Source organism: Ruegeria sp. AB11 (assembly GCF_056536325.1).
This window is the reverse complement of the sequence record NZ_JBQFJO010000001.1, coordinates 2,812,695-2,832,184: the sequence shown is the minus strand read 5'-3', so window position 1 is coordinate 2,832,184 and position 19,490 is coordinate 2,812,695. Positions and strand designations below refer to the sequence as shown.

18 protein-coding genes are annotated in these 19,490 nt (G+C 56.6%); 3 read left to right on the top strand and 15 right to left on the bottom strand.

Annotated features, from left to right (window positions below):
- The 7 genes from ACR3EJ_RS14210 to ACR3EJ_RS14180 are packed head-to-tail and all read right to left on the bottom strand — an operon-like array spanning position 1 to position 6,007.
- Positions 1-597 (bottom strand): YceI family protein, encoded by a 597-nt coding sequence (locus tag ACR3EJ_RS14210; RefSeq protein ID WP_170539234.1) that lies wholly within the window; start codon positions 595-597, stop codon positions 1-3.
- Positions 594-1,808, bottom strand: coding sequence for an MFS transporter (locus ACR3EJ_RS14205; protein WP_170703274.1), 1,215 nt, complete (start codon positions 1,806-1,808; stop codon positions 594-596). Before ACR3EJ_RS14205 ends, ACR3EJ_RS14210 begins: the two co-directional genes overlap by 4 nt.
- Before the next feature lie 43 nt (positions 1,809-1,851).
- Positions 1,852-2,478: an ImuA family protein gene (locus ACR3EJ_RS14200; RefSeq protein WP_170539238.1), complete on the bottom strand. Its 627-nt coding sequence runs from the start codon at positions 2,476-2,478 to the stop codon at positions 1,852-1,854.
- A gap of 49 nt (positions 2,479-2,527) precedes the next feature.
- The gene (locus tag ACR3EJ_RS14195; protein WP_170539240.1) at positions 2,528-3,109 is read right to left on the bottom strand and encodes a retropepsin-like aspartic protease family protein; all 582 of its coding nucleotides are present in this window, start codon (positions 3,107-3,109) and stop codon (positions 2,528-2,530) included.
- A 41-nt stretch (positions 3,110-3,150) separates the two neighbouring features.
- Positions 3,151-3,771 carry a MarC family protein gene (locus ACR3EJ_RS14190; RefSeq protein WP_170539242.1) on the bottom strand — a complete coding sequence of 207 codons (621 nt, stop codon included), beginning with the start codon at positions 3,769-3,771 and terminating at the stop codon, positions 3,151-3,153.
- The gene (locus ACR3EJ_RS14185) at positions 3,768-4,157 is read right to left on the bottom strand and encodes an ACT domain-containing protein (protein ID WP_170539245.1); all 390 of its coding nucleotides are present in this window, start codon (positions 4,155-4,157) and stop codon (positions 3,768-3,770) included. Before ACR3EJ_RS14185 ends, ACR3EJ_RS14190 begins: the two co-directional genes overlap by 4 nt.
- The gene (locus tag ACR3EJ_RS14180; RefSeq protein WP_170539247.1) at positions 4,157-6,007 is read right to left on the bottom strand and encodes an ABC-F family ATP-binding cassette domain-containing protein; all 1,851 of its coding nucleotides are present in this window, start codon (positions 6,005-6,007) and stop codon (positions 4,157-4,159) included. Before ACR3EJ_RS14180 ends, ACR3EJ_RS14185 begins: the two co-directional genes overlap by 1 nt.
- A gap of 105 nt (positions 6,008-6,112) precedes the next feature.
- Here ACR3EJ_RS14180 and ACR3EJ_RS14175 point away from each other — a divergent pair, with 105 nt between their 5' ends.
- Both ACR3EJ_RS14175 and ndk read left to right on the top strand, forming a co-directional pair.
- Positions 6,113-7,315 carry a multidrug effflux MFS transporter gene (locus tag ACR3EJ_RS14175; protein ID WP_170539249.1) on the top strand — a complete coding sequence of 401 codons (1,203 nt, stop codon included), beginning with the start codon at positions 6,113-6,115 and terminating at the stop codon, positions 7,313-7,315.
- Positions 7,316-7,419: 104 nt separating this feature from the next.
- Positions 7,420-7,842 (top strand): nucleoside-diphosphate kinase, encoded by a 423-nt coding sequence (ndk, locus tag ACR3EJ_RS14170; protein ID WP_008757405.1) that lies wholly within the window; start codon positions 7,420-7,422, stop codon positions 7,840-7,842.
- A gap of 59 nt (positions 7,843-7,901) precedes the next feature.
- On the opposite strand, the gene ACR3EJ_RS14165 is transcribed toward ndk, so the two are convergent.
- Positions 7,902-8,249: a TfoX/Sxy family protein gene (locus tag ACR3EJ_RS14165; RefSeq protein WP_170539251.1), complete on the bottom strand. Its 348-nt coding sequence runs from the start codon at positions 8,247-8,249 to the stop codon at positions 7,902-7,904.
- Between the two features lie 91 nt (positions 8,250-8,340).
- Between ACR3EJ_RS14165 and ACR3EJ_RS14160 the strand changes: the two genes are divergently transcribed.
- Complete coding sequence (locus ACR3EJ_RS14160; protein WP_170539253.1) at positions 8,341-9,564, top strand: cytochrome P450; 1,224 nt, start codon at positions 8,341-8,343, stop codon at positions 9,562-9,564.
- Between the two features lie 36 nt (positions 9,565-9,600).
- Here ACR3EJ_RS14160 and ACR3EJ_RS14155 read toward each other — a convergent pair whose 3' ends face one another.
- From ACR3EJ_RS14155 to ACR3EJ_RS14125, 7 genes are all read right to left on the bottom strand, one after another.
- Positions 9,601-11,007 (bottom strand): sensor histidine kinase, encoded by a 1,407-nt coding sequence (locus ACR3EJ_RS14155; RefSeq protein ID WP_260025827.1) that lies wholly within the window; start codon positions 11,005-11,007, stop codon positions 9,601-9,603.
- Positions 10,964-11,644 carry a response regulator transcription factor gene (locus ACR3EJ_RS14150; RefSeq protein ID WP_010439589.1) on the bottom strand — a complete coding sequence of 227 codons (681 nt, stop codon included), beginning with the start codon at positions 11,642-11,644 and terminating at the stop codon, positions 10,964-10,966. Before ACR3EJ_RS14150 ends, ACR3EJ_RS14155 begins: the two co-directional genes overlap by 44 nt.
- Before the next feature lie 164 nt (positions 11,645-11,808).
- Positions 11,809-13,245, bottom strand: coding sequence for a Do family serine endopeptidase (locus ACR3EJ_RS14145; RefSeq protein ID WP_170539255.1), 1,437 nt, complete (start codon positions 13,243-13,245; stop codon positions 11,809-11,811).
- A gap of 746 nt (positions 13,246-13,991) precedes the next feature.
- A complete protein-coding gene (locus tag ACR3EJ_RS14140) occupies positions 13,992-14,606 on the bottom strand; it encodes a nucleotidyltransferase family protein (protein WP_170539257.1) in 615 nt (204 codons plus the stop codon).
- A gap of 31 nt (positions 14,607-14,637) precedes the next feature.
- Entirely contained in the window at positions 14,638-17,055 is a 2,418-nt protein-coding gene (locus ACR3EJ_RS14135; RefSeq protein ID WP_170539259.1) for a GcvT family protein, read from the bottom strand.
- Positions 17,056-17,160: 105 nt separating this feature from the next.
- Entirely contained in the window at positions 17,161-18,468 is a 1,308-nt protein-coding gene (locus ACR3EJ_RS14130; RefSeq protein ID WP_170539261.1) for an HlyC/CorC family transporter, read from the bottom strand.
- 63 nt (positions 18,469-18,531) lie between these two features.
- Complete coding sequence (locus ACR3EJ_RS14125; RefSeq protein ID WP_170539264.1) at positions 18,532-19,488, bottom strand: tyrosine recombinase; 957 nt, start codon at positions 19,486-19,488, stop codon at positions 18,532-18,534.
- Positions 19,489-19,490: the final 2 nt, after the last annotated feature.

Below are 19,490 nucleotides of genomic sequence, written 5' to 3'. Positions count from 1 at the left end.
TTAATCCTGTCGAATGATTTCGGCTCGGATGTTTAAACCAATCATTGGCTGTACCAGATCAGGATAGCCTGAGGCACCAAATTCGTGCCGATTAAGCGCGCCCACCAACCTTATGAACAGGATGTCCAGATCATCCACTGCGCTGCCTGGTCTTCGATAAAGATCAGCATTCAGCGTTACGGGACGGGTTACATCACGCACTGTCAGATCCCCCGTTACTGTCGCGCCTTCCGAGATGCGACCCGTGGGTCCAAGTTGAATTTTAGTCGTGACGAACCGAATGGTTGGATATCGAGCGGCGTTCAACACGCTGCTGCCTAGCATTGGACCGCGCGCAAAGGGCAATTTCGTACGAGCTCGGGCCACGTCCATCACAACATCGACCCTACTGTTTTGAAGGCGTCTCGTGTCGATTAGAATCTGCGCCGTCTGAACTGGCATCGTACCTGTTTGTGCTGTGCCAGACAGAGTGTAGGTAAATTCAACCGAGCTGCGCGCCGTTGCCAGAACGTACGGGGTGAGTGCTGCATGAGCGTCGCGCGCGAACGGTAGAGCCGCAAGGCCAGCGATGAGTGTGCGGCGCGTGAGGTCGGTCATGCCAATGCTGTGTCGCCGCGTGGCCTTGAGCGTTTCAAGAGCATCAGCAGGATGGCGATGTTCATGCCATTCCAAACGATGCCGTTGATAAAGGCGAGTTGATAGTTGCCGGTTACATCGTAGATCCAGCCGGACATCCAGCCGCCCAGCGCCATGCCCAGAATGGTCATCATCATGACAAAACCCACACGCGCTCCGGCCTCTTGTGGCGGCATGTATTCGCGCACAACCAAAGCATAGCTTGGAACGATACCACCCTGCGCCAATCCAAACAGCATGCTGACAACGTACAGGGACACCATACCGTCGTAAGGCAGAAACAGGAACAGAGCGATGCACTGAAGGACCGAGCCGATCAAAAGGGTGGTAAGCCCTCCCAATTGATCCGCGACCAGCCCTGAAATCACCCGGCTGACAACGCCCCCCAGCAGCATCAATGATAACATTTCAGCTCCAACCGTCGGACCGTAGCCAAGGCCGACGCAATAAGACACGATATGGACCTGCGGCATCGACATGGCCACGCAACATCCGATACCAGCCAGCCCGAGGATGTATTGCAGGGTGCGGGGTGAAAAGCCGACGCTTTGTGCTTTGATCTCTGCTGCGGCAGCTGCGGTGCTGTGCGCGTCGACCGGAACTTGGCGACGTAGGAGCAGGGACAGGGGTATGACAACGACCAATGTGATGAGGGCGAGGCTCAGGTAAACCTGTTGCCATCCTTCGCGCTGCAGAATGCCCGATAACAGCGTAGGCCAGATTGCACCTGACAGATAGTTGCCGCTGGCCACCAGCGCCACGGCAATCCCGCGCCTGCGCATGAACCAATGCGAGATATCGGCGATCAGTGGGCCAAACCCGATCGATGTTCCAAGACCCAGCAACAGATGCGCGACTGAAAGGAGGGCAATGTTTGGTGCAAGCGTGGCCAGCAAATAGCTTAATGCGCTTAAGAGGGCGGCCCCGATCAGAGCCTTTGTCACGCCCAGATTATCCACCAGCTTGCCAAGCCACATGTTGCCAAAGGCAAAACCGATCATGGTGAGCGTATAGGGCATCGATGCGGCAGCTCTGCCTGCTCCAAATTCGGCCTCGATGGCGGGCATCACGACAACCACAGCCCACATACCCACATTGACCACCGTTGCGATCGCCAGAGTGATCAGCAGGCGAAGCCAGGAGTATCGGCTGTCATGGATCGGATGTGTCATGCGGGCACGCTAGGGTGCAAGTCCTGCTTTGACCAGTCACAAGTTATGTGAACGTGGGTGCGTCTTCGGTTTTGATCTGTTGTAACTGCAGGCCGAAATGTGGGGCCGTCCGCGTCACGTGCCAACTGGCCGGGGGCAGGGCGCGGGCACGGCGGCGGGTCAGGCGCCAACTGCAGGCCTCGTCCCGATAAGTCGGCTCCATATGCCAGCGCGTCTCGATCCCCTGCGCGCCGCCATCGTCAGGTGTCAGCAACAGTCCCAGAGGGACCTGACCCGATGTGCCACCCTGTTCGGCGGCCAGATGCAACCGCCGAACAGGGGTCAGACCCGGCGGGCCGGGCAGGTCGCCGATAACCAGGGGCGCGGCACCACTGCGCAAGGCTTCTTCCATGCACCACAATAGGTCTTCGGGTTTATCAGGGCGGATCAGCAGAAACCGGGACGGGTCAGCAAAAGGTAACATGCCTTCGGGATGCAGCTGGGCGACCTCCCACGCCGGGGCAATCCACATTACCGGACCCTGAGTTTGCCCCGCCACCCACAGGGCAAAACTGCGCCGGGCAGGGCCGCAGGCCTCGTGCACACGGGCCAGTTGCAGGCTGATCTGTGGGTGCAGGGCCACCCCGGGCGGGGTGCGCGCGGGCTTGCGGCCAAGAAGATGGGTGGACATGCTTATCAAACTAGCATGTTCCCAATTTGTTCTCAATTGAGGATTGCCGTCAGCGCGACAAAATCAGGCGTCCGTCAGCAAACTGGATATTCGAGAACCGATGCAGATATTCCATCCCCAGCAGGGATTGATCCAGGTCGCCCTCATTGACCGAGGCCGGGATATTGCGATCCGTGATCGGGCCCAGAGACAGGTTGTCCAGCCGAATCGGAGCCGTACGCACGATGCCATTGGCCGTCGAAGCGCGGCCCAGATAGTTCAATTGATCCGTATCGATTCCAATTCGTTCGGCATCTTTCGGACTAATGACGATATTGCTGGCCCCGGTATCGACCAGAAAGGTCACGGCTTTGCCATTCACAAGCATCGGCAAATAGTAGTGTCCATCATACGAGCGGGGCACTTCGATCCTCTGATCGGTCACGGTCAGTTGTGGGGTAGGGCTGACGGTCGAGCGGATGTCATCCCACAGCCCGACGACGGCGATGACGCCGATAAAGATAAACACCCAAGCCGCGACCTGCTGCATGGTTTTGCCCAATGACTGGCGGTTCTGAGTGAAAAACCACATCAACAGGGCGGCTCCCAGCAGAACCAGATAGGTCAATCGCCCAAAATCTTCGCCGTCCATTCAATCACCCGAATACAGTTGTCTGATGCCAATATGGTGCCTCAGGAGGCGAAACCAAAGGCTTTAAGGCCATCTAGAATGAACTGAACCGATAGTGCGGCCAGCAGCATACCCAGCAGCCGTGTCAGTACGTTCAACCCGGTTTTGCCCAAGATGCGAGCAATCAGACCTCCGGCCAGAAAGAACACAAAAACAACCAGCATGACGCCCAGCATGACGGCACAGGCGGCTGCGATCCCTTGAATGCCGGGGTTCTGTCCGGCCAACAGAATGATAGTTGCGATTGAGCCTGGTCCGGCGATCAGTGGAATGGCCAACGGGAACACCGACGGGTCAGGATGCTCTTCCTCTTCCGCACGGTTCTCGCGCCGCTTGTTGCGCCGCTCGAACAGCATGTCGAGCGCGGTCAGGAACAACAATGCGCCGCCGGCCACTTTGAACGCAGGCATCGAGATACCAATAAAGCCCAGAACCGCCTCACCAAACGCGGCAAAGGCGATCAGGATGAAAACGGCGGTCAAGCAACTGCGAATGGCAATCTTACGGCGCGTTGCGGCATCCATGTCCTGTGTCAAAGCAACAAAGACCGGCGTAGTGCCGAACGGGTCGATCACCACGAACATCGTGGTGAATGCCGTTATAAAGAAGGCCATATCAATCATTCCTCAGCCCCTTTCTGAAGGTTGATCAAAATGGCAAGGGCCTCGTCTGCCATATCAAATGGGACATACACATGATCATGGTGATATCCGGCCACCATGTTCGTCGGAATGTTGTATTTCGCAAGCGCGGCAGAGACAGCGGCAGTAAGACCTACACCTTCCAGCGACGAATGAACCTGCAAGGTGATACAGCGCATACTTACTGCATCAGACGGGGCGACCTCGATGGGAACGATCAGTGACAAGCCTTCGGCCTCAACACAACTCGCCCGTGTGTTCTCGGGCCATTCTTTCTGTGTTGGCCAGATAACAAAGGCGAAGACACCTGGCTGAAGCTCGGGGCGCATGCCTGCGATCATTGCGTTGGTTTCAGAGACGGGTTTCATCACGAACTTTCTGCCTGTTCCAAGCGTTCTGCGGCGGCAACCCAAAGGGCCTCAGCCTTTTGCATGGCCTCGACCACCTCGGTGAACTTGCGGTTCCAGGTTTCCAAATCGTTGATCCGGTCGTCTTCATAGAGCGCCGGATCCGCCAGCTTGGCCGATAGCTTGTCGTGCATATCCGTGAGTTTCTCGACCCGATCTTCACATTTGCGCAGATCTGCGCGCAGCGCCAATACCGTCTCGCGTGATGCACGTTTGGGTTTGGCGGTCTGTGGCTTCTCTTTGACCGATTTTTCGCGGGACAACAGAAGGGAGCGATAGGCCTCAAGATCGCCGTCGAAGGGCTTCACGGTGCCATCCGAGACCAGCCATAGCCGGTCAGCGACAAGCGACAGTAGATGCATGTCGTGGCTGACCAAGATAACCGCGCCGGAATAGGCTGTCAGCGCCTCAACCAACGCCTCGCGGCTTTCGATGTCCAAGTGGTTGGTCGGTTCGTCGAGGATCAGCATATGCGGCGCATCTATCGTAGCAATCAGCAGTGACAGACGCGCCTTTTGCCCACCCGACAGACGACCGACCAGCGTTTCCGCCTGATCCGAATTCAACCCGAACCCTGCCAGGCGCGAGCGCCACTTGCCGGGTGCCTCATTCGGGCGCAGGCGGCGCAGGTGATCCAAAGGCGTTTCGTCCACATGCAGCTCATCCACCTGATGCTGTGCGAAATAGCCGATGCGCAGCTTGGAACTGCGGGTCATTTTTCCCGCCATCAGGGGCAGTCGGTCGGACAGCAGTTTCGAAAGGGTCGACTTGCCTTGACCGTTCTTGCCCAGCAAAGCGATGCGATCGTCCTGATCAATGCGTAGGTTCAGTCGTCGCAGAACCTCGGTCTCACCATAACCGGTCACGCCTCCTTCAAGCTGGATGATCGGGGGCGACAGCTCTTCCGGCTCGGGGAAGGAAAAGGCGCGCAAAGCTGCCTCTTGTGGGGTTGAGACCAGCTGGATGCGCTCAATCATTTTGAGGCGAGATTGGGCCTGTACGGCCTTTGACGCTTTGTAACGGAAACGATCCACGAAACTTTGCAGATGTGCGATGCGTGCCTTGGCTTTGGCATTTTCGGATTCGGCTTGCGCCAGACGTTCGGCGCGGCGTTCGGCAAACTTGTCGTAGGGAACCGCGTAATAGGTCAGCTTGCGGTCTTCGAGATGCAGAATTGAGCCCACCGCACGATTTAGAAGCCCACGGTCGTGGCTGATGATGATGACAGTATGTGGGTATTTCGCCAGATAGCTTTCCAGCCACAGCGCACCTTCGAGGTCCAGATAGTTGGTCGGTTCGTCCAGCAGCAGCAGATCTGGCTGCGAAAATAGCACCGCGGCCAGCGCCACCCGCATGCGCCACCCACCCGAGAAATCCGAACAGGGCTTCAGCTGATCTTCATCGTCAAAGCCCAGTCCTTTGAGGATCGAGGCCGCGCGCGCTTCAGCCGACCAAGCGTCGATATCAGTCAGCCGGGTCTGGATTTCAGCAATCCGATCCGGGTCGGTCGCGTTGTCAGCTTCGGCCATCAATGAACTTCGTTCGACATCCGCTGCCAGAACGGTGTTGATCAGCGAGACATCCGACGACGGCACCTCCTGCGCCACGCCGCCGATCCGCGCGCGTTTCGGTAACGAGATATTGCCTGATTCCAGCGACAGCTCACCACGGATCAACCGGAAGAGCGTCGTCTTTCCGGTACCATTGCGCCCGACAAGGCCGACCTTGTGGCCGTCGGGAATGGTCGCACTGGCCCCGTCGAACAGGGGACGACCTTCAACGGCATAATTTATGTTCTCAATCCGTAGCATGACGCGCTCTTATCAGAGCATCCAAGACGCCGCCAGAGGTCACCATGTTCAAGCCAGAAGCAATGTGTTAGCGCTGTTCCGGTTCGTCTTCCAAACGGTTTCGATATGCGTCCGGCTCAAACTCCTCCGACCCTGATAACGCTGATTTTTGCGACGGCGCTATCAGTTCTGACATTGAACATGTTCCTGCCGTCGCTGGCGCATATGAGCGAAGATTTCGGCGTGGATTATGGCCTGATGAACGTATCCGTGGCCGGGTATCTATGTGTCTCGGCGGTCTTGCAATTGATCGTCGGACCGCTATCGGATCGCTACGGACGCAGGCCGGTATTGCTGATCGCGATGGCCATATTTGTAGCTGCATCGATTGGATGCGTGCTGGCAGACTCGATCTGGGCATTCCTTACATTTCGGATGGTTCAGGCGGCGGTGGTGGCCGGGCCGGTTCTGTCGAGCGCTTCGATCCGCGACCGATATCCCCCAAATGAAGCAGCCAGCAAACTGGGGTATGTCGCGATGGCGATGGCTCTGGCACCGATGCTTGGACCGATGCTGGGCGGCGCGCTGGACATGCTGTTCGGTTGGCGCGCCGGGTTCGTAATGTATTCGCTGCTTGGGGCAGGGGTACTACTGCTGTTGTGGGTCGACATGGGTGAAACCAACACCAATCGCTCGTCGACTTTCGCGGCGCAGATGCGCGAATACCCGCATCTGTTTCGCGCACGCAGGTTCTGGGGCTATGCCTTATGCGCTGCGTTCTCCATCGGTGGTTTTTTCAGTTTCATCACCGGCGCACCGCTAGTCGCTGCGGCCTGGTTCGATCTGAGCCCCGCAATGCTGGGCCTTGGGATCGGGATTATCACGGGCGGTTTTATGGTCGGCAATTTTGTCACCGGGCGCATCGCAAAGCGCACTCAACTCACCACAATGATCCTATTCGGTCGGATCGTGGCGTCGGTCGGGCCGTTTTGCGGCTTGCTGCTATTCATCGGCAACATGGGCTCGGTCTGGGTGTTTTTCGGTTCCGCCATCTGCGTTGGTTTCGGAAATGGTCTGACCAATGCAAATGCCTCGGCCGGGGTGATGTCGGTGCGCCCGAAACTGGCAGGCAGTGCTGCCGGCCTGTCAGGCGCACTGATCGTGGCACTGGGTGCAGTCTTGACCATGATGACCGGGACTTTTGTGAGCCCCGAAAACGGGCCTTTTCTTGTATTGAGCATGATGTGCGGCAGCAGCTTTGTTGGATTGCTGGCAGTGCTCTATGTCCGACGGTTGGATCGTACCGACCCACTGCCTGAGGCGATCTGAACGATAAACGATCATAACGCTTTTCATAAGGCAAATACCATGCTAGGCGGCGCGCGATGGATTTCGGCGCGGGTCGCGCGCCCTAAAGTTAAGGAGAGGCCACCATGGCACTGGAACGCACATTCTCGATCATCAAGCCCGATGCAACCCGCCGCAATCTGACTGGCAAGATCAATGCCAAGTTCGAAGAAGCTGGCCTGCGCATCGTTGCGCAAAAGCGCATCCACATGACCAAAGCCCAAGCAGGCAAGTTCTACGACGTCCATGCTGAGCGTCCGTTCTATGACGAACTGTGCGAATTCATGTCGTCGGCACCGGTTGTTGTCCAGGTTCTGGAAGGCGAAGGCGCCATTGCGAAGAACCGTGAAGTTATGGGTGCGACCAACCCCGCTGACGCGGCCCCCGGCACCATCCGCGCCGAGTTCGCAGAGTCGGTTGGCGAAAACTCGGTCCACGGTTCGGACGCACCGGAAACTGCTGCGGTTGAGATCGCCTACTTCTTCTCGGGCATCGAACTGGTCGGCTAATCTTTCGTCAGATCAAAGTTTTTGGCCGTGCCCTTGTTGGGCGCGGCCTTTTTTGTTGCTTAGACAGGTTTGAGGTCACTTGCCGATACACGCACGCCAACGGCATCCAGATCTGAAATCAACTGGCTTTCAGGCGCCCGACTGATGCTGGCCTTGATCGCATCGAACCGTTCACGCAATGCCTTCTTTTCCTCGCCTTTACAGTCATTCCATGGGCGCCCTTGCAAGCCCATGACTAAGACATAATAGCCGATGAAATGCGGGCGGGTTCCAGCCTGCAACAGGCGAGCATATGCCTCATCAGCACCAAGATCGCGCAACTCCTGAGCTGTCATAATTCCCGCCCGTGCGCAGGCCTGTTCGAACGCTGGGCCAAGATTGCGGATTGATGAAATCGGGTCAGACATGCCTTGTCTTATCCGGTCCGACGTGGCCTGTCATCCGACAAGGTTGTTTGCTGCAGTCTATTCCGCTACCCAAACGTCAGGGGAGCGAAGCATGAACGACATAAGCCTAAAGAATCTTGCGCAAAATCTAGACCTAACAAACCCGCCCGAGGGGTTTGTCGATGACCCATTTCCCTTTTACGATGCTTTGCTCGAATACGCACCGATACTGCGTCAACCAGATGGTTCCGTACTGTTTTCTCGTCATGCAGATCTGGATGCGATTTATCGCAACACGACGCTCTATTCTTCGGACAAAGAGGCAGCGTTTGGTCCGAAATTTGGAGTTGGCTCGCCGTTGTTCGAGCATCACACAACGTCGCTGGTGTTCTCTGACCCGCCGCTCCACACACGGGTGCGCAAAATCATGACCTCGGCCCTGACCCCGCGCGCAATTGCGCGGATGGAGCCGGGTTTGATCGAAACTGTTGATGTATTGCTCGACGACATGGAAGGCAAAGCACAGGTGGATCTGATTGAGGATTTTGCATCGACGATTCCGATCCAGATTATTGGTAATCTGCTGGACGTCCCTATGGATGAACGTGCACCGCTAAGGGATTGGTCTTTAGCTATTCTTGGTGCTTTAGAACCCGCTTTGACAGACACTCAGCTGGAAATAGGCCACAGCGCGGTACGTGAGTTCAAAGCCTACCTTCAGGACCTCGTTGCCCGTCGCCGTGCAATACCGGGTGATCCTGAGATTGATGTTTTGACCCGCCTGATCCGAGGTGAGGGTGCAGATGAAAAATTAAGCGAAATTGAGCTGTTACAGAATTGCATCTTCATCCTGAACGCGGGTCACGAGACCACTACCAATCTTATCGGCAATGGGTTGGCATTGCTGAACGACCACCCGGAACAACGCAAACGCCTGCTGGATAATCCTGACCTGATCGCTTCGACCGTCGAGGAGGTCTTGCGCTTTCGGTCCCCCAATCAGTTTGGCAACAGGGAAACCACGGCAGAGGTTGAGATCGGGGGACATCAGATCGCCAAAGGAACGAACCTGCACCTCTGTATCGGTGCGGCGAACCGCGATCCTGAGGTATTTCCCGACGCCACGCGTTTTGACATCACACGCAAGCCAAACCGGCATCTGGCATTCGCAGGCGGTCCGCATGTCTGCGTTGGCCTGACCCTTGCGCGGCTTGAAGGTCGCGTGGCGTTAGGGCGATTGCTGAACCGGTTTCCGGATTACCAAGTTCAGGAACCTAGGGTGCGAGGTGGCCGCATTCGCTTTCATGGGTACGCCTCTCTCCCTGCGATTCTTTAGTTATTTCACAATGCCTTGCGGCTTGAATTTCAATTATCAAAACTTGCGTGAAAGCCTCAGAGTCGTCTCCAGACCGGGCTTGCGGTTCCGGGCCTGAAAGCTGCCCCCGTGCATATGCGAGATGGCCGCTACAAGTGCGAGACCTAGCCCCGCGTTGCGTTCAGTCCGTGCGGGATCAAGGGTGACGAAGGGCATCTGCAACCGTGACAGATCGTTTTCCGGAACACCGGGGCCCCGATCACGGACGCTGAGCAATGCATAATCCTCATCTTCCCGGATTTCGATGGTGATCGCAGTACCGGGAGGCGCATAGCGCATCGCGTTTTCGAGCAGGTTTGACAATGCCTGAGAGAGAAGTGGGCGGTGACCCTGGATCGGTTCGGCGTTACCAACAACTTCAAGACGGATATTCTGATCAGAAGCGACAGGTTCATACAATTCAACCACATCACCGACCAGTTGCGGCAAATTAACCGGCTCGAACTGCTCGCGCCCCAAACCGGCTTCTGCCCGCGAGATCTCGGTCAATTGGCTGAGGACGCGCAGCAGGTGATCAATTTCCCCAGTCGCACGGGCCAAGTCGATATCACGGTCCTGTTCGCTTTTCCCGGGTTCGGCAAGAGACTCGACGCGCTGACGAAGTCGCGACAGGGGTGAGCGCAGGTCATGGGCGATTGAGTTGGAAGTTGTGCGCAGGTTGCTGATCAGCTCTTCGATGCGATCAAGCATGTTGTTCAAAGTGCCTGCAACTTGGTCGAATTCGTCACCTGTTCCGCGCAAGGGCATGCGCAGGGCCAGATCGCCTGAAACGATATTGTCGGCGGTGTCGGCAATATCCTTTAGCCGCGAGAACACAAGCCGAGTTAGCAACCAACCGGTCAACAGGCTAAGCGCAAGCGCGGTCGCCAGTGCCAGAGCAACCGAGCGAAGAAGAACACGATCAAATTGCTGTCTTGCCAGCGCATCTCGCCCAACCAGCAATCTTTCACCACCCGGCAATCTGATGGAAGCAGCAGAAATCGGAACGTGTTGATCGGTATCCCCTTTGCGCAACTGCAGGTCGACCCACCCGCTGCCCGCTGTGATTCCTTGGGGCCAATGAGATAAATTTCCCGCCAGCTTTGTACCCTGCCGACCGGTTAACAGATACAACGCATCGCGCTCGGCCGCTGTTGGCAATCGCCTCTCGATCGCAGTGATCAAACCGATCATGCCGTGCCGTTCATATTCATCCGCCAATCCGGTGAGCTCAGCCGACACGACCGAGCGCGTTTCGCCCGTAATCGTGCGGTTGGCAGTCACATAGACCATCGCAAGCACTGCCGCTGTTAGCAACGTGCTGAGAACCATACTGGCCAGAACCAGCCGCGTACGTGAATTTTTGAGCGACAGGCGCAGGTTATCCATCCGAAACCATGTAACCGGCCCCTCGGACCGTTTCAATAATCGGGTCGGCTCCGTCTTCATCGAGTTGGCGGCGAAGCTTCGAGATATGCACGTCGACTACATTGGTGTTCGGATCAAAGTGATAATCCCACACCCCTTCTAGCAACATGGTGCGCGAGACGACTCGGTTCTTGCGCCGCAGAAAGAACTCCAGAATCTGAAATTCGCGCGGGGTTAGAGTGATTTCCCGGCCACTGCGCGTGACTTTGCGGGTCAACAAATCCATCTCAAGATCGCGGCAGGCGAGGGAAGGGGTTTCTTCTGACTCTTGTGGACGGCGCAGCAGCGCCTCGATCCGGGCGTGGAGCTCCTGGAACGAAAATGGTTTGACTAGATAGTCATCAGCACCTGCACGCAGGCCTTTGACGCGTTCGTCGACCGCGCTCATGGCGGTTAGCATCAGCACAGGTGTTTTTACCCCAGCCGCACGCATTGATTTGATCAGCGACAACCCGTCCAAGCCTGGCAACATTCGATCCAGCACGACTGCGTCAAATCCGCCATCGGTGGCGTGGTACAACCCTTCGCGGCCGTCTGATGCAACTTCGACAACGTACCCTTCTTCGCCAAACCCTTTGGCAATGAAGTCCCGTGTGTCTTGGTCATCTTCAACGATTAACAGGCGTCTACTCATAATCAGGGCTCCTTCACATCGGGATTTAAACACACATACTGTTTGAAAAAAACATGCCGGGTGCGATGCCGCACCCGGCTGTTCCGGCGGCGCGTGGACAATCCGCGTCGGCCAGAAATAAGCGCACCAGATTTCCCCATCATGTGGCGCGCTTAGGTGTGGGGTCAGACGATTTCGACCGCGACAAATATTTGGTTGCCGCCACGGTTGATAAGAACCAACGCTGGATCGGTCTTTTCGCTTTCCAGTGCTTCCTTCAGCGCATCCGGCGAAACCGTATCCAGATTGCCTAGCCGGACGATAACATCGCCGCGTTGCAAACCAGCTTTGGCCGCAGGGCTTTCAGGCTGGAGATCGGTGACAACAACGCCATCGACAGATTCCGCGACGCCAACTTCTGCACGGGCGCTTTCAGTCAGAGGAGCCACGATAACGCCAAGTTTGGTGCCTTCGAACTTGTCTTCCGCTACGCTGTCGGTGGCCGCCGATGCTGCCTGATGTTGGCCGATCGTCAGCTTGATCTGTTCTTCCTTGCCGTTGCGCAGAACTGTCAATGTGCTGTCGGTGCCAACCTTGGTGGTTCCAACCAGAACGGGAAGTTCATTACTGGATTCAACGGCATCGTCGTTGAAAGTCAGGATCACGTCGCCTTGCTGCAGCACGCCATCGGCGGGGCTGTCCGGGACAACATCGGATACCAGGGCGCCGGTAGCGACATCAATTCCCATTGCTGCCGCCAATTCGGGGCTCACATTCTGAATCGAAACACCCAACCAACCGCGGCTGACTTCACCGTCATCCAGCAAATCGGCAGTGATGTGGTCGACAATATTGGATGTGACCGCAAAACCCAGTCCTACCGAGCCTCCGCTTGGCGAATAGATTGCCGAGTTCACCCCGATTACTTCGCCTTCCATATTGAACAGCGGTCCACCCGAGTTACCCTTGTTGATGGCGGCATCAGTCTGGATGAATTCGGCGTACGGACCTTCCGAAATATTGCGGCCCTTCGCCGATACGATGCCAGTCGTAACAGTCGCGTTCAGACCGAACGGGTTGCCGATGGCCACCACGTCTTCGCCGACGCGGATGACATCGCTGTCACCCATTTCGACGGCCTGCAAGTCTTCACCGGCATCGATCTTGAGTACAGCAATATCCGTTAGCGGATCAGTGCCTATGACTTCAGCTTGGAACGTACGGTCATCGCTCAGGCGGACGGTCACTTCGGTTGCGTTGTCGACAACGTGGTGATTGGTCACGATGTAACCCGCCTCGTCCAGCACGAATCCAGAGCCCAAACCCTGGCTTGGACCGCGCTGTGGCATGTCGAACCCTTCCGGGCCTCCAAAGCGTTCAAAGAATTCACCAAAGGGGTGACCTTCGAAATTGAAGTCCTGCCCCTGCGCCTGTTTTGGCGTTGCGTCTTGTTTGGCGATGATTGTCACCACCGAGGGTGAAACCGTTTCGACCAGATCAGCCAGCGCCTCGTCTGCCATTGCGGGCAGAACGGTTGTGGCCAGCATTGCCGCGCCCAGTGCGCCAGCCCCCATCCAGCTGGATGTGCTTGGAAGAAGCAGTGAGGATTTCCGGATGCTCATTTTGACTCCTGTCTGTGTTTGGCGGTTGATCCCGCGCATTCAGACAGGAGATGCCCCAGCAACCTTGGGATATCCTGAGAGAAAAATTAAGAAACCTTAATTTCGCCACGTTTCGCCGCTTTAATGACTCTGTTCGAAAGGGCTTAACAGCGAGAATCAGCTTGGGAGAATCGAGGCGAATCGGTGGATTGTTGCCGACGAAGTCGATAATTTCGGAAAAGTATTGAATTGAATCATTTTTGTTAACAAAGAACCGGCGCGTGGACGGCCCGTCGAATTACTCCCCTTAAAGTTGTATCGCGCAATCAATCTAATCTTTGAGTGCGTGTGTAGGTGTCTATGAAATAGGCGCAATGGGCGTATCGATGAACTATTAACGCTGTATTTGTTCCGATTAGAGTTAAGGAACTGCAACCACTGGTGGAGTCTTGAGTGTTGTATTGTTGCGCAAAAGCCAAACCGTCTTCGCTCAAATTTACCATTTCTTCCAATTTTACATTGTTTGAACGCATCTGATCGGCGACATTGGTTATGCCCAAGTGAGGGGGGCCTGAGACACTAGGGGGTGTCAAAGGCACATCTCAGTCTCCACAGCGCTGAGCGGCATGTTAACGAGGGGGTCTTGTTTAGGTTCTGCAGCTCAAAGTCGGACAGCCTGATTGGCGATCTGATAGTGCTTTAGAGATTGGTGAAAGTGGTAGTCCTGTTTTGGGCATACGGCCCGGTCGAAAACGACCGGGCCGTGTTTATTTCGGGTGAAGCCCAGAAGGTTGGCGGGCTACCCACTCTGCCCAATCCTCTGGTGTATCTAGATCCAACAGTGCATTTTGGCTGGGCAGGCGATGAAGGTGAACTGCATCCTTGTGACGCCGTACGACAGATTGCGCGCCACTGTCACCGGTCAGGTCTGTCAGTTCTGCAAAGAGAGAGCGATCAAAGATCACCGGGTGCCCAGGGACGCCCTGGTTGGTTGCACCGCGCCAAATTCGATTGGCAGGATGGGTTTTGACCGATTTCAGGACATTGCGTAGATCTGCAGTCGTAAGGTCCGGCAAGTCGGACAAGAGGATCATCACGGCCTTCGCATGGGCTGGGATTGCCGCCATTGCCCCTTTTAGACTGGCATTGATACCTTCCCGTGCGTCCGGGATTTCGACGGGCAGCACATCGAGATCATTCAACACCGTATAGCGTGGATGAGGCATCGGGGGCAGGGCAACGAAAACAGGACCAACGGCAATCGCTCTTTGCGCGACACGGCGCAGCAGCGGCACGCCACCCACTGGCTGCATCAGCTTATCGGTCCCACCCATACGGCTGGATTGGCCAGCGGCGAGCAGTATGATGGGAATCTCTTTCATCTCGCCACCATGCCGCTAAGGTCAGATTGTGTCATCCCCGCATTCTTGCACCGTCGGCATCAAACAGAGGCGTGGTGATCACACGGGCCGCGCGCATCCTGCCCAGTATCTCAATCGCGACCTCGCAACCTTCGGTTGCTTGTTCGGTTGGCAGGAATCCCATTGCTATCGATTTGCGTGCATAGTGGGAATACCCGCCTGACGTGCAGAAGCCGACAACTGAACCATCAATCCATATCGGTTCATACGCGTTAACATCGGCATCGGCTGCATCGACCTCGAACGCAACCAAACGGCGATTGGTGCCAGCAGCGCGTTCGGCCTCGACAGCTGCGCGGCCAATGAAGTTGCTGTTTTTTGCGAATGAGATGAACCGATCCAGACCGGTTTCCGCGGCGGTATAGTCCGGCGAAAACTCGCGCATCCACGACCCAAAGAACTTGTCCAAACGCAGGCTCATCATCGCACGCATGCCAAATGGTGCGATGCCATGAGGTTGGCCTGCCTGCCATAAGGTCCACCAAAGCTGCCGCTGTGCCATCGGATCACAATAGATCTCATATCCCAGGTCACCGGTATAGCTGACGCGTTGAACGATGCAGTCTGTCATGCCGATGGTCATCTCGCGCACGCCAAGGAACCTAAGTGAACTAACATCATCCCGGGTACAGGCCGACAGGACCTCGGTGGCCTTGGGGCCAGCAATCTGAAAGCCGTTCAGCCGGTCACTGATGTTTTCGATGTTTACGCCTTCGTCCTGATTTTGCAGGAACCAGCGCATGTGAAACGCCTGGCTGCCATATGAGGCCGTGACGCGAAACTCATTTTCGCTCAGACACGACACGGTGAAATCCCCGATCAATTTGCCATTGGGCGACAACATGGGCGTTAACGAAACACGACCCGGTTTCGGAATTCGGCCTGCCATGATGCGATCCAGCCATGCGCGGGCACCGGCACCTGTGATGCGGTATTTACCAAAATTGTGAACCTCGTTGATCCCCACTCCTTCGCGTACGGCGCGGACTTCTCGGCCAGTGGCCTCAAAAGCGTTGGAGCGGCGGAAAGAGGGTGTTTCGAAATCTGGTTCATCCCCTTTGGCAAAGTAGTTCGGAACCTCCAACCCGTACTGCTGCCCCCATACGGCACCGAGATCGCTGAAGATGTCATACATCGGCGTGGTTCGGTTTGGGCGTGCGGCAGGCAGCTCTTCGTTCGGATATGCGACGCTGAACCGTTTCTGATAGTTCTCAATCACTTTGGGGCGTGTGTAACCGGGGCTGATCCAGTCACCGAACCGGGCCACATCCATCGCAAACACATCGCGTTCAGGTTCGCCTGCGATCATCCATTGTGCGAGGGTCAGGCCAACCCCTCCGCCCTGGCTAAAACCGGCCATGACACCGCAGGCCGACCAGTAGTTCCGCACGCCAGGCACAGGCCCGACCAGAGGGTTGCCGTCAGGGGCGAACGTAAACGGCCCATGGATGACGGATTTGACACCCGCCTCAGCGAGAACAGGGAAGCGTTTGTAGGCGAATTCGATGCTATCGGTGATCTTGTCGAAGTCATCGGGCAGCAGTTCGTGGCCAAACTCCCACGGGGTGCCGTCGACAGCCCAGGGCTTGCAGGGCTGTTCGTAGAAGCCGATGCACAGTCCACGCCCTTCCTGCCGCAGATAGCTTTCGCCAGCGGGGTCCATCACATGCGGATGCTCGCCACCTGCGTCGATAATGGCCTCGATCTCAGGAATGGAATCGGTGACCAGATATTGGTGCTCCATCGGATGAAGCGGGAAATAGATGCCGGCCATTGCGCCGACCTCGCGCGCCCACAAACCACCAGCATTGACGATATGCTCGGCGTGAATCGTACCCTTGTCGGTCACCACATCCCATGTTCCGTCCGGTCGCTGGTTGGTCTCGCGCACCATGCAATGGGTTTCGATCGTGGCGCCGCCCATCCGCGCCGCCTTGGCATAGGCATGGGTGGTGCCCGAAGGGTCTAAATGCCCGTCTAGGGGGTCATAAAGCGCGCCAAGTATTCCATCGGTGTTGGTGATCGGAGCGATCCTCTTGATCTCTTCTGGCCCGACAATCTCGGTCTCAAGGCCCATGAACCGGTGTTTGGCACGCTCGGCCAGTAGCATGTCGAAGCGATCCTGATCGTCGGCCAGAGTGACGCCACCCACATGGTGCAGGCCGCAAGACATGCCCGTGATCTCTTCCAGCTCTTTATACAACCGTATGGTATAGCCCTGCAGGGCGGCCATGTTAGTGTCGCCGTTCAGCGTGTGGAATCCACCTGCCGCGTGCCATGTCGAGCCGCTGGTGAGCTCGGACCGTTCCAGGAGCATCACATCCGACCAGCCAAGTTTGGTCAGATGATAGAGGACCGAACATCCGACGACGCCCCCGCCAATCACTACAACACGGGTGGTGGTTTTCACGATGCATCTCCCTCGGCTTTTGGCCGAGCCTGCCGAGGGCTCTGGCGCAATACTATTCAGTTCGCGACACTGCGCGTCGCTTGTCAATTGCGAACGCTGCCGAACTTAAAGAGGTCGCACTTTGAGGGCCGTGATCCGGTTGCCGTCGCGTGCGGTGACTTCGAACCGAAAGCCGTGGAATGAAAACACCTGACCGACGATCGGGATCATCTGTGCTTCGTGAATGACAAGACCAGCCAAAGTGTTGGCTTCTTCGTCCGGCAGGGCCCAGTCGAGGGCGCGATTGACGTCGCGGATGGTCATTGCACCTTCGACGAGGAATTGGCCATCATCGGTGCGGGTGACGGGTACTTCTTCGTCGATGTCGAACTCGTCGGCGATCTCACCCACAATTTCTTCCAGAATATCCTCGAGCGTGATCAACCCGCGCAGCGATCCGTACTCATCCACAACAAGCGCGAAATGGCTGTGCATCCTAAGAAACTCGCGCATCTGGTCGTCCAGAGTGGTGGTTTCAGGAACGAAATAAGGATCGTTAGCCACCTTTGCGATGTCGAAATTCTTAAGCCGCTCCGGATCGCCATCTGCACCGCCGACTTGGGCGTACATCGCGCGAAACAAGTCCTTGGCGTGGACCACACCCACGATGTTTTCCTGTTCCTCCCGGAAAACCGGCAGGCGGGTATGGGGGCTTTCCAGACATTGTTTGAGGATCGCCTCGGGCTCATCATCGGCATCGATCATCTCAATATTCGAGCGATGGAGCATTATCTCTTCCACCGCGCGATCACCAAGATCCAGCGCACCCAGAATACGGTCTCGATCTTCCTTTTCGACAACTCCTTCGGAATGGCCCAGTTGCAGCGCGCCAGCGATTTCTTCCCGCACCGCGAGGATGTTGCTGTCAGGGTCGATCTTTACGCCAAACAAGCGCATCACTCCGCGCACGAGAAGACGGACGGCGGCTACGACGGGCGAAAACACCGTCACGACAACACCGATAACAGGCGCGACCCATGCGGCGGCCTTTTCAGCGTTTGTAATAGCGTAGGTCTTGGGCAGCACTTCGGCAAAGATCAACACCAGCAAGGTCATCACCAGCGTCGCCAATGCCACTCCGCTTTCGCCGAATAGCCGCGTAAACAGTGCTGTGGCCAGCGAAGCCGCAAGGATGTTGACAAGGTTATTGCCCAACAGGACCGAGCCGATCAGGCGTTCGTTGTCGTCGGTAATATCCAGCGCCTTCTGCGCCCCGCGTGAACCTTTGTCAGCCTGCGCCCTTAGCTTTCCGCGTGATGACGCAGTCAGGGCGGTTTCCGAGCCAGAGAAAAAGCCCGATAGCACAAGGAGAAGAAGAATGGATCCAGTCGTGATCCAGAATGCACTGTCGAGCAAAGAAGAGGTGGGTTCCATCGGTCCTAGGCTATTCTTGTTGCTGCATCCGTTATGGGGCTGCGACCTCGTCCGATCAAGGGGTTAGCCTTGATCTGTGGTGTCATCCTTGGCAAGCGGGTGGTGTTCCAGCACCAATTCCGACAAGCGTTCATCCAGAACATGAGTATAAATCTCGGTTGTGGCGACATCCGCATGGCCCAGAAGTGTCTGGATCGAGCGTAAATCCGCACCATTGGCTAGCAGATGCGTCGCAAACGCATGGCGCAGTGTGTGCGGGGTGACCTTCTGGGGTGAAACGCCGCCCTCGACGGCCAGTTCTTTGACCAGAAGGAAGAAGCGATGCCGCGTCAAATGCCCTGATTTCCCGCGCGAAGGAAACAGAAAACGCGATGCCTGTACACCTTTTTTTATCGTTTGCTCTTCAGCCGCATCGCGGACTATGAGCCATCCGCTTAACGCTTCGCGGGCGGGAGGGGACAGTGGAACCATCCGCTCTTTGCCACCTTTGCCAAGAACTAACAGCATCCGGGGGTCGCCTCTGGCAGAGCTTACTGGCAACGACACAAGTTCAGTCACCCGCATCCCTGTTGCGTAAAGAAGCTCCATCAAACAGGTGTTGCGTATTCTGTCGGCATCGGACCGACCCGTTCGGCGTGCTGCGGCAAGCAGGCGGTCAACCTCAGGCACATCCAGCGTTTTGGGCAGTCGTTTCGCACGTCCGGGGCCTTTGATCTGGATCGCGGGGTTGCTGTCACGCCATCCCTCCTCGAACGCAAATCGATACAACTGCTTGATCGCAGACAACCGCCGTGCGCGGGTGGCGCGGGACAGGCCCTGCGCATCGCAGTCGATCAAGTAGCCTTCGATCCTGTCTCGGTCAGCCTCGGCAAAGCCAGACTTTCGTCGTACCAGCCAGTCTGAGAAATCCTTAAGGTCGCGTCCGTATGCAAGCAAGGTATTGGTTGCAGCCCCAAGTTCAGCGGCTTGCGCTTCGAGGAAGGTGGAAACCCATAGATCCTGAGACGAGGGTGCGGTCATCC

What these genes read in the sequence shown, in the direction of transcription:
- ACR3EJ_RS14150 (WP_010439589.1), bottom strand. Translation starts at nt 11,644, where the DNA reads ATGAGTAGACGCCTGTTAATCGTTGAAGATGACCAAGACACACGGGAC.
- ACR3EJ_RS14175 (WP_170539249.1), top strand. Translation starts at nt 6,113, where the DNA reads ATGCGTCCGGCTCAAACTCCTCCGACCCTGATAACGCTGATTTTTGCG.
- ACR3EJ_RS14125 (WP_170539264.1), bottom strand. Translation starts at nt 19,488, where the DNA reads ATGACCGCACCCTCGTCTCAGGATCTATGGGTTTCCACCTTCCTCGAA.
- ACR3EJ_RS14160 (WP_170539253.1), top strand. Translation starts at nt 8,341, where the DNA reads ATGAACGACATAAGCCTAAAGAATCTTGCGCAAAATCTAGACCTAACA.
- ndk (WP_008757405.1), top strand. Translation starts at nt 7,420, where the DNA reads ATGGCACTGGAACGCACATTCTCGATCATCAAGCCCGATGCAACCCGC.
- ACR3EJ_RS14165 (WP_170539251.1), bottom strand. Translation starts at nt 8,249, where the DNA reads ATGTCTGACCCGATTTCATCAATCCGCAATCTTGGCCCAGCGTTCGAA.
- ACR3EJ_RS14200 (WP_170539238.1), bottom strand. Translation starts at nt 2,478, where the DNA reads ATGTCCACCCATCTTCTTGGCCGCAAGCCCGCGCGCACCCCGCCCGGG.
- ACR3EJ_RS14205 (WP_170703274.1), bottom strand. Translation starts at nt 1,808, where the DNA reads ATGACACATCCGATCCATGACAGCCGATACTCCTGGCTTCGCCTGCTG.
- ACR3EJ_RS14140 (WP_170539257.1), bottom strand. Translation starts at nt 14,606, where the DNA reads ATGAAAGAGATTCCCATCATACTGCTCGCCGCTGGCCAATCCAGCCGT.
- ACR3EJ_RS14185 (WP_170539245.1), bottom strand. Translation starts at nt 4,157, where the DNA reads ATGAAACCCGTCTCTGAAACCAACGCAATGATCGCAGGCATGCGCCCC.
- ACR3EJ_RS14210 (WP_170539234.1), bottom strand. Translation starts at nt 597, where the DNA reads ATGACCGACCTCACGCGCCGCACACTCATCGCTGGCCTTGCGGCTCTA.
- ACR3EJ_RS14130 (WP_170539261.1), bottom strand. Translation starts at nt 18,468, where the DNA reads ATGGAACCCACCTCTTCTTTGCTCGACAGTGCATTCTGGATCACGACT.
- ACR3EJ_RS14195 (WP_170539240.1), bottom strand. Translation starts at nt 3,109, where the DNA reads ATGGACGGCGAAGATTTTGGGCGATTGACCTATCTGGTTCTGCTGGGA.
- ACR3EJ_RS14145 (WP_170539255.1), bottom strand. Translation starts at nt 13,245, where the DNA reads ATGAGCATCCGGAAATCCTCACTGCTTCTTCCAAGCACATCCAGCTGG.
- ACR3EJ_RS14180 (WP_170539247.1), bottom strand. Translation starts at nt 6,007, where the DNA reads ATGCTACGGATTGAGAACATAAATTATGCCGTTGAAGGTCGTCCCCTG.
- ACR3EJ_RS14190 (WP_170539242.1), bottom strand. Translation starts at nt 3,771, where the DNA reads ATGATTGATATGGCCTTCTTTATAACGGCATTCACCACGATGTTCGTG.